Annotated in this window: 6 protein-coding genes; 5 read left to right on the top strand and 1 reads right to left on the bottom strand. The window is 50.0% G+C overall.

What is annotated here, in order from left to right; translation table 11 throughout:
* Positions 1-181: 181 nt before the first annotated feature.
* Positions 182-1,213 carry an AraC family transcriptional regulator gene (locus AC3DKE_RS10605; RefSeq protein WP_487990657.1) on the bottom strand — a complete coding sequence of 344 codons (1,032 nt, stop codon included), beginning with the start codon at positions 1,211-1,213 and terminating at the stop codon, positions 182-184.
* 162 nt (positions 1,214-1,375) lie between these two features.
* Between AC3DKE_RS10605 and AC3DKE_RS10600 the strand changes: the two genes are divergently transcribed.
* The 5 genes from AC3DKE_RS10600 (at position 1,376) to AC3DKE_RS10580 (ending at position 7,669) form a co-directional block, all read left to right on the top strand.
* Entirely contained in the window at positions 1,376-2,983 is a 1,608-nt protein-coding gene (locus tag AC3DKE_RS10600) for an FAD-binding protein (RefSeq protein WP_487990656.1), read from the top strand.
* 36 nt (positions 2,984-3,019) lie between these two features.
* The gene (locus tag AC3DKE_RS10595; protein ID WP_487990655.1) at positions 3,020-3,979 is read left to right on the top strand and encodes a ketopantoate reductase family protein; all 960 of its coding nucleotides are present in this window, start codon (positions 3,020-3,022) and stop codon (positions 3,977-3,979) included.
* 59 nt (positions 3,980-4,038) lie between these two features.
* Positions 4,039-4,440: a hypothetical protein gene (locus AC3DKE_RS10590; protein ID WP_484217347.1), complete on the top strand. Its 402-nt coding sequence runs from the start codon at positions 4,039-4,041 to the stop codon at positions 4,438-4,440.
* A gap of 116 nt (positions 4,441-4,556) precedes the next feature.
* Complete coding sequence (locus AC3DKE_RS10585; RefSeq protein ID WP_487990654.1) at positions 4,557-5,954, top strand: flavin-containing monooxygenase; 1,398 nt, start codon at positions 4,557-4,559, stop codon at positions 5,952-5,954.
* Positions 5,955-5,974: 20 nt separating this feature from the next.
* Positions 5,975-7,669, top strand: coding sequence for a neutral/alkaline non-lysosomal ceramidase N-terminal domain-containing protein (locus AC3DKE_RS10580; protein ID WP_487990653.1), 1,695 nt, complete (start codon positions 5,975-5,977; stop codon positions 7,667-7,669).
* Positions 7,670-7,703: the final 34 nt, after the last annotated feature.

Here is a 7,703-nt window from a genome sequence, read left to right as displayed (position 1 = left end):
TGTGGAGAGCAGTGGTTGCTTAGAGGCGTAAGGGTCAACTATTGCTGTGCTTGGAGGTTAACTTGTCAGTACCCTTGCGGAGTCTAAAAGTTAACTTGTCAGTACCCTAAAAACGAGTGATACCTGACTAGTAACGCGGGTTACGTCCATTTTTGAAAAAAGTAAGGTTAATTGATTAGAGCTAGGGTTTGCGCATTTCTTGTCTTAACCCCATTGGCGTTAAGCCTGTCCAGCGTCGAAATGCTCGGCGAAAATCGCGTGCATCACTGAAGCCAAGTTCTTCTGCAATATTCGCGATAGGCATTGTCGAATTACTGAGCAATATCCGTGCTCGTTGCTCCATGACGCGATCACGAATGTCGCTAAAGCGTTGTCCTGCTTCAGTTAGGTGCCGTCGCAAAGTGCGCTCAGTAATGTTAAGCCAAGAAGCAATATCTGTCATTGATGGCCGCTGGCGTAGTTTTTCGCGCAGAAGGTTTTCCACCGAGCTAATGATGTCTTGATTAGTTGCTGCGGGCTCAATAAGTCTACGACAGGTGGCAAGAGCAATGGCATGGCTTGCTGTACTACGTGTGGCTAGCGGACGATCCATCAACGAGGCAGAAAACACAATACGGTTAGTATGGCTATTAAAGCGTATTGGGCAACTGAATAGCCTTTGGTATGCGGCGGCATAGGGCGGTGGCGAATAACTTAGCTCGACACCAAGTGGTGTTACCTCATTGCCCAGCATGACTCGTATGATGGCAATCGAGCTAGCAAAAACTTCTTCGCAGAGAAATGGTAACAACTCAGGGTCTGGAAAGCGTTCATGTAGTTGAAGCGCTATTTCAGTGGGGGAGGACTCAGTCTTAAAGTCCATCAAGCTGCCAGATGCAAGGTGATACTCCAATCCAGTGGCAACAGCCTCTCGAACGTTCTGGCTCGAGAGCATGGCGAAGCCTAGCATGCCGAACGAAATCAGGGCCTCGCGCGATCCAACGTGCAATCCTAAAGGCTCTGATGGCAACTCCCGTACTGCTCGACGGATGATGGTGGTCGCTTGGCGAAATGAGATCATCGCCTCCGATTGTTGAATATGAGCGACTGTTAGCCCTAAGCCCGCGAACCAACTTTCTGGATTCAGCCCTTTTGTAACAGCATGCTCAACGAGCCCCGCGATGATAAACGTGGGGATAGTTGATTCAGTAAAGCGAGGGTCATCTTGGGGCATGGTTCAGCTGATGTGTCCGGTTTTGCCCCCATTCTGACCTGCATGACCCTTACGCGCAAGCAGACTGCTTTGATCCAATTCATGCCATCTGCCATGCGCCCATTCGAGTCGCAAACTGCCAATAACAATCCATTCAGGCAGGGATGGCAAAGGAGAAAATGCATGCGTTACTTGACTAAATCCCCAGCGAGAGTTGGTAGGTCCAAGACAGTTTTTGCTATTACGGGAGTGTTGTTTGCAATTACTACTGCGGCAGCAATTGCAGATTCGGCCACTAGGTGGTCAAACGATTTCAAAACAGAGAAAGTTACGCCGCAATTACTTGTGCAGCCCACTAGCGCTAAACAATTAACTGACTACATCAGCCAAGCTGCTAGTAATGGTCAGCGGGTGCGCATGACGGGCAGCGGTCATTCCATGTCCGATATTGCCATCACTCAGGACGTCTTGATGACGCCAGAGCGACTTAACAAGCCGCTGACTCTCGATAGCAGTCGTCTCAAAAATCCTAATCCTGTAGGGCTAATGCGAGTCGAAAGCGGCATCACTATTGCTGACTTAAATACCTATCTCGATCATCAAGGACGGGCCCTATTCAATATGGGTGGTTATGACGGGCAAACATTGGCAGGTGTCATGATGACCGCCACTCATGGCTCTGGCTTGGCCTACGGCCCCATCGCTGACCAGATGGTCAGTCTGCAAATGGTGGTGGATGGTGGTGCGATGGTGCAGATCGAGCCCAGCAATGGCATTACCAATCCGGCAGCTTGGCCTGGAACGCTGGAAGAGGATGTCAGTGTTCCGGTGCAACTTATCCAAGATGATGACGCCTTTAATGCAGCACGTATTTCGATTGGCTCCATGGGGGTGGTTTACTCTGCAACACTTAACACTGATCAGAAGTTTTGGTTGCGTGAAGTGCGTCACGCCATTAAATGGTCAGAGTTAAAAAAGCCAGGTGGGCATCTCGATCGCATCATTAACGGCCTTCCAGTCTATGAAGGGATGCCTTCGCCTGAGCACTGGGAGCTGTTTTATTCGCCTTATCCCGATGCTAATGGTGACTATGATTTTGTCATTACAGATCGCTACCGCTCCTATACACCACTACCTGAGCAATCAGAGCATGAGCGTGGCCAACCGGGTGCTAGCTTCGCCGGTGGATTGGTTGCATTTCTTGGTAAACCCTTAGGATTAGTTCTGGAAATTTTCCCTAATTTAGCGCCCATCGTTGTGGACTCATCGATGAGTTCACAGCTGGATACTGGCTACACTAATGTCAGTTATAAGGTGTTCAATATTGGAGCAGCACTCAACAGTACGTCAGTCTTCGCAATTGAAACGGCATTCAGATTAGATCAAATCATTTCAGCCATTGAGCGTTCATTCACAGCAAATGACGCTTTGTACGCCAAAGGCATACCGCAAACGGCACCTATAGCTATTCGTTTTGTGAAGCAGTCCGATGGATTGATTGCCATGCAGCAAGGTCATGATACGGCCTTTATGGAAATTATCGTGTTGCAGGACTGCAAGAAAGCGATGACGTTGCTCAGCACACATCGACAGATTCATCTGCAAGAATTTCAGGCACGCCCGCACTGGGGGCTAGACAATAATTCACTGACTAGCGAAGCCCAGGTGCGTAGTTTGTATCCAAAAACTTGGGATCGATGGAAGACACAATATCTTCGCTTTAATAGCACTGGAACTTTTGACGGCAAGGTTACTGACCGTTTAGGTATTTCAGTTAGGCCGCGCGGGTAATAAAGCAGCGTAATAAATACATAAAAGGAATGAGTCATGAAAGTTTTGGTAGTGGGTGCGGGAGCTGTCGGACAGGTTTATGCATGGCATCTGGCACAGGCCGGTCATGAAGTAAGTTTCTTTGTAAAAACAAAATATGTTGAGGCGTTGAGTGACGGTACGGTTCTGTATCGGCTTGGCCATTGGCGCACAAAGTTGCAAAGCTTTCACGGTTTTGGGCTAGTGACTGAACCAGCTGAGGTTGCTGCACAGAACTGGGATCAAGTTTGGTTGGCACTCCCTACAGATGCCATGCGCGGAGAGTTAGCTGCTCATATTTTGGCATCTGTGGGACGGGCTACGGTTGTTTGCTTGCAGCCAGATCTTGAAGATGTTGATTATGTAAAAAGCTTAGTGCCTGTTGAGCAGGTTGTGCAGGGGCTGATCACCTTTATTAGTTATCAGTCACCATTGCCTAAGTGCTCTGGTCCTGAAGGCATTGCCTATTACCTTCCACCGTTAGCACCTGGCTTGTTCGGTGGTGAGTCGCAACGTGTGAAATCGGTAGTGATGGCACTTAACGCAGGTGGATTGGCAGCAAAAGTAGTGCCCGACTTTGGCCGTGCAGCGGCGGGTGCTCCGGCTATGTTGCAGCCGCTCATTGCAGCGTTGGAAGTAAATCAGTGGCGCTTAAATGGTTTCATTGCCAGTTCACATTTTAGTGTGGGGTTGGCAGCCTCTCGCGAAGCGCTGGCAGTGGCCGAAAAGCATGCGGGTGCAGATATTCGTCCATTAAAAATTTTGCTGCAGCCGCTAGTTTGGAGAGTAGCTCTGCCATTGACCCGACAGTTACTGCCGTTCGACTTGGAGAGCCTACTGCGCTACCACTACGGTAAGGTTAGGACACAAAGCCTGATGATGCTTGACTCATTTATTCGTCTTGGTGGGCAACACGGCCAGCCGACACCAGCTTTAGAAACTCTGCGTGGTCAATTGTCTAAGTTGACCGTGGATTAGGCAGTCGCTGTTGTTCGATTTTTGGTTGTACAAGTTGTTTTGAGAAACTAGGTTGGGTCATGAAGCATTTTATTATTGCGGCGGTAATAACGGCTGTAAGCATTATTAGTTGGGTGAGCTGGAGTAGTCGAGACGGTGCTTCGGAGTATGCGCCAACAGCGTTTGAGGCTGGCTCTATTGCAACAGCAGATCTGGCACACGCTGAGGTTATGTCGGATCTACAGGAGCAGCACTTTATGTCAGAGCAGGAGCGGGAGCAGACACAGGAGCAACGTCGTGCTGCACTTCCTATTTTTCTTAAAGCAGCGGATGAGGGTATAGCGCTCCTGCAACAGGAGATAGCTGTAGCCAAAGCACAGGGTGCTCTGGCGGCAGATATTTTAGAAAAAGAAGAACGGCTGCTGCGCATGCAGGATGCATTAGAGCTGGTCTTGGTCCGCAATACGGACATCCAGAATTAATCATCGCGTGATGTCCGGTTTTACCCCCATGCTGGCCTGCCTGGCCCTTATGAATGGTGTGAGTGGTTTGCTCTAATTCACGGTATTAGCAATACAGTCTTTTGGAGTAAGTCACTATGTCCACTACGTTGATGCCTGAACCGCATAATCAGGTTACCGATACTGCTGGCGCCGTATGTATTATTGGCGCCGGTCCAGCTGGCCTCAGTATGGCCAGAGCGCTGAAGAAGCTCGGTATTCCCTATGAGCAGTTCGAGCGCCACAGCGATGTTGGTGGCATCTGGGACCTTAGCAATCCGGGTACGCCAATGTATTACTCCGCGCACTTTATCTCTTCGCGAGGGACCTCTGGCTTTTATGATTTCCCAATGCCTGATGATTACCCGGACTACCCATCGAATCGTCAAATTCTTGCTTATACACGAAGCTTTGCGCGCACCTTTGGCTTGTATGACTCAATTCAATTCCTAACCGGTGTTGAGCATGTAGAAACAGATGGTGAGACATGGCTGGTCAGGCTTTCTCATGGGGCAGTGCGACGTTACCGTGCAGTGGTTTGTGCGACTGGAACGAACTGGCATCCTCGTTTGCCGCGTCACGATGGGCAGTTGAATGGTGAAATTCGTCATTCTGTGACCTTTAAACACGCTGATGAGTTTCGCAATAAACGTGTCTTGGTGATCGGGCTGGGAAACTCCGGTGCCGATATTGCTTGTGATGCTGCTGCGAATGCGGATGCAGCCTTTGTTAGCGTTCGTCGTGGTTACTACTTCATCCCTAAACATGTATTTGGCATTCCAGTGGATGAGTTTGCCAATAGCGGCCCGCGTTTGCCGATGTGGTTGCAGCGGCCAGCAATGACTCTGCTGCTGCGTATGGTTTTAGGGGATACCTCGCGTACGGGCATGCCTAAGCCAGATCACAAACTTTTTGAGTCCCATCCACTGCTTAATTCTCAGCTATTACATTATTTGCAGCATGGCGATATTAAGGCCAAGGGCGACGTCAAATGTTTCGATGGGGATCATGTCGTGTTTGTGGATGGAAGCCGAGAGAGGATTGATCTGGTGCTTTACGCCACTGGTTACAACATGACCATTCCATACGTGCCAGAAACGTATTTTGACTGGGATGGTGGTAGGCCAAAGTTGAGTCTCACCGCATTTAACCCAAAGCATAACAATCTGTTTGGTGTGGGCTATTTAGAGACTAACTCTAGTGCTTACACGCTCTTTGATCGGGTTTCACAGATGGTGGCGAACTATCTGCATGACCAAGATCGTAATCCTAATAATGCCAGAAAGTTTGAACAACGCCTTCGTGTGGATAAGCCGGATTTATCGGGAGGAATCAAGTTCGTCGAGTCCGATCGAAGCAAGGGTTATATCGAAATTCATGCCTATAAAAAACATATCGAGAGGCTTCGCGCTCAGATGGGATGGCCGGAGTTGCGGCCAGGGTTTTTCGATGGGGTTCGCTCACCAGTCGATGTGCCTGCCAAAATCACAAATTAATCAGTATTAAGGAGTCGGTCATGTATCAGGCAGGGTGGGGTAGGCAGGAAATTGGCGTCAGTCCGCAAGGTTATGCGATGCACGGTTATGGCCAGCCTAATCATCGTGCGTATGGCAAAGAGACTCCGCTGTTCGCCAGAGCGCTGTTCGTTCAAGATGCTGCCGGACAGGCAATGACTTTCTGCTGCCTTGATTTGGGCTATGTCACTTATGCCATGCGTGCTGGCGCTATCGAGCGATTACGCACTCGTATGGGTACAATTTTTAATGACGCCGCTTTTGTACTCACTTGTACTCACACCCACTCTGGTCCCGGTGGCTGCAGCCACGATGCCATGTACAACCTAGTTACACCGGGTTTCGTGCCAAAGCACTTAGAAGCAGTCATTGTTGCCACCGTCGATGCCGTGGTCGAGGCCTGGCAAAGTGCAACAGCCACTGAGCTAAGTTTGGCCTCTGGCCGCTTCGATGAGGCGGTACCAGTGGCTTGGAATCGTTCGCTCAGGGCTTGGAACCGTAATCCGGATGTAACCCACTACCAAGAGGGCGAAAATCATAAGGCATTGGAACGAACCATGCAGGTATTGCGCTTCAGCCGCAATGGCCAGCTGCAGTCGCTGCTCTCGCTGTTTGGTGTGCATGCCACCTGCTTGGGTAATTCCCTCGATCGTCATGATGGTGACAACAAGGGTTATGCCGCAGCTCAAGTTGAACAGCAATTAGTAGATGAAGGTGCGGTAGCCATCTTTGCTCAGGGGTCGGCCGGTGATGTTTCTCCGCATTATCACGGCCCGGGCCAGAATGCCCGCCGCAATGCGATTAAAGGTCGTGCTGAATACGTCTACGCCGCCGAGAATGGTAGACACCAGAGTGACATGGCGCTTGCAATCGTCACTAATCCGCAACAAACGCAAATTAGTGGTGATATTGATGCCATCTTCACCTATGTCGATTTTACGGCGGTTCATGCTGATCCAGCGATGGCTAATGGTGAGCAAAATGCATGGACCACAGAGCCTTGCCACGGTGTGTCGTTCTTTGCAGGCACGCCAGTGGATGGCCATGGTGTGGCGGCGCCATTGGCAGCAGCAATGCGCAGTGGTGCGCGTATCGTGCGTAGTTATCGACTCAGTCCGTTTTCACGTCTTTCGCCCACTGATCGTAAGTATTTTCAGCGCCTTTATAGTGCACAAGGCCCCAAAGACATATTGATGGAGACTGGACGTAAGCTGGTGCTAGGTCGGCCGTTCAACCGCCTCGGGTTGCCTAAAGCTGCTGACCCACTTCTCGCAGAGATGAAGCGTCAGACAGATATTGGCGCTATCAAGGAAAGCACTATGGTACCAACCGTGTTGCCGCTACAGATCGTCATTCTTGGTCAGATTGCGTTGGTTTGCTGCCCCGGTGAGTTCACCACCATTGCTGGTCGGCGCTTATTAGATGTTGTTGCTGCCAGGCTAAATTCACGAGGCATTGAACAGGTGCTGATTTGTACTTATTGCAATGACTATATGGGTTATGTCACCACCAACGAGGAGTACCAAGAGCAGGCTTATGAGGGGGGCCACACGTTATTCGGGCAGTGGACTTTGGCGGCGTTCCAGACCCGGTTTGCCGCACTTGCGGAGGAGCTTCTTAATGATAGCGATAAACGAGGGCATGACCACCTGACGCAGCCGAAACCAGCGCCGGCAGATGAGTTGGCAATGCGTTAAAAGTCAAAAGTGATTTCATCGTAATGTATCACTT

The sequence above is a fragment of the Paraperlucidibaca sp. genome, assembly GCF_982810325.1.
Note: the sequence above shows the minus strand (reverse complement) of the source record. Positions and strands in the feature narration are given on the sequence as shown.